This window comes from Thiolapillus sp., from assembly GCF_048562965.1.
GTDB lineage: Bacteria > Pseudomonadota > Gammaproteobacteria > Chromatiales > Chromatiaceae > Thiolapillus > Thiolapillus brandeum_A.
In genome coordinates this window covers 1-1,141 of the sequence record NZ_JBHNMF010000911.1, presented here as the reverse complement: position 1 = coordinate 1,141, position 1,141 = coordinate 1, and the positions used below count along the sequence as shown (strand labels likewise).

Sequence of the window (1,141 nt, the reverse complement as noted above, 5' to 3'; positions counted from 1 at the left end):
CCCATGGAACTGCCCGGACAGCTGCCCCTGCTTTACGCACGGCTGACAGCACAACAGCATTGAACAATCTTTTGCCAGGGCCACCCAGGTGAAAAGCGGGAAGTTATGGCATGCTTTTTAGCCCCTGCCGGAAACCGATTCACTCGATACCTTTCTCGATGCTGTGGACGAGGATGCCCACGGCTGCTTCTTCGGCTGATCAGAGCTGCCGCTTCAGGCGTACCGGCCTGGCATTCACAGGATCATCCGGCCACTGGTGCTTGGGGTAACGTCCGCGCATTTCCTTCTTCACCTGTTCCCAGGCATGACTCCAGAAGTGAGCCAGGTCTGTTGTTACCTGCAAAGGACGCCCTGCCGGTGACAGCAGGTGCAGCAACAAAGGCTGACGGTCCTGGAACACTGCCGGTGTTTGCGCCACCCCGAACATCAGTTGCAATGGCACAGCCAGCACCGGCGGATCACCGAGATATTCAATCGCCGCACTGCTGCCATCGGCAAGCGACCAGCGCCGGGGCAACAGCCGATCCAGGCGCTGCTGCTGATCCCAGTCGAGAAAGGACCTTAGAATGGACTCCAGGTCCAGCTGCTGCACTTCCTGCAGCGAGCGCTTGCCTTCGAGCTAGGGCAACAGCCAGTCCTCGAGGTTGTCCTCCAGCCATTCATCAACCACCCGTGGCCAGCCTCCGTCCGGTTCGAGCCTGGCGGCATGTGAGAGACGCGCCTGCAACTGGCGGGAAACATCATTCCAGGGAAGACAATCCAGGCCATGCCTGCGTACAGCCTGGAGCAACAGCTTCGTGGCTTCTGCTCCCCTCGGCGCCTGCGTTTCCCTGACGGACAGTTGCAACGCGCCGAGCCGGGTCACCTTCCTGGCAACCACGCGCTGCCGCGGCTCATCCCAGTTCAGCTCATCCGTTTCACGCACCTGGGAAGCATGCAATGACGTCAACTCCGCCAGATCCACTGCCATGGCCAGCCAGATACGCCCTTCCCGGCTGCCTGCATCCATGTGGGCGACAGCTAGGTAGTCGGCAACGGCGAGGCCATCATCCGGCGGCAATTCTGCACCGCTGCCGGATGCCAGCAGATAACGGCCCTCGCCGGATGAACGGCGTTGCGCGATGCGCTCCGGGTAGGCAAG

1 protein-coding gene and 2 pseudogenes are annotated in these 1,141 nt (G+C 61.3%); 1 reads left to right on the top strand and 2 read right to left on the bottom strand.

Features of this window, described 5'->3' with window-relative positions; all coding sequences use genetic code 11:
• Positions 1–124 precede the first annotated feature (124 nt).
• Positions 125–199 (top strand): DUF3024 domain-containing protein, encoded by a 75-nt coding sequence (locus ACOCD2_RS21115; RefSeq protein WP_368857393.1) that lies wholly within the window; start codon positions 125–127, stop codon positions 197–199.
• On the opposite strand, the pseudogene ACOCD2_RS21110 reads toward ACOCD2_RS21115, so the two are convergent.
• Together ACOCD2_RS21110 and ACOCD2_RS21105 are read right to left on the bottom strand one after the other, a co-directional pair.
• Positions 200–604 (bottom strand): annotated as a pseudogene (locus ACOCD2_RS21110) (ATP-dependent helicase C-terminal domain-containing protein); the annotation flags it as partial.
• A 15-nt stretch (positions 605–619) separates the two neighbouring features.
• Positions 620–1,141, bottom strand: a pseudogene (locus ACOCD2_RS21105) (ATP-dependent helicase HrpB); the annotation flags it as partial.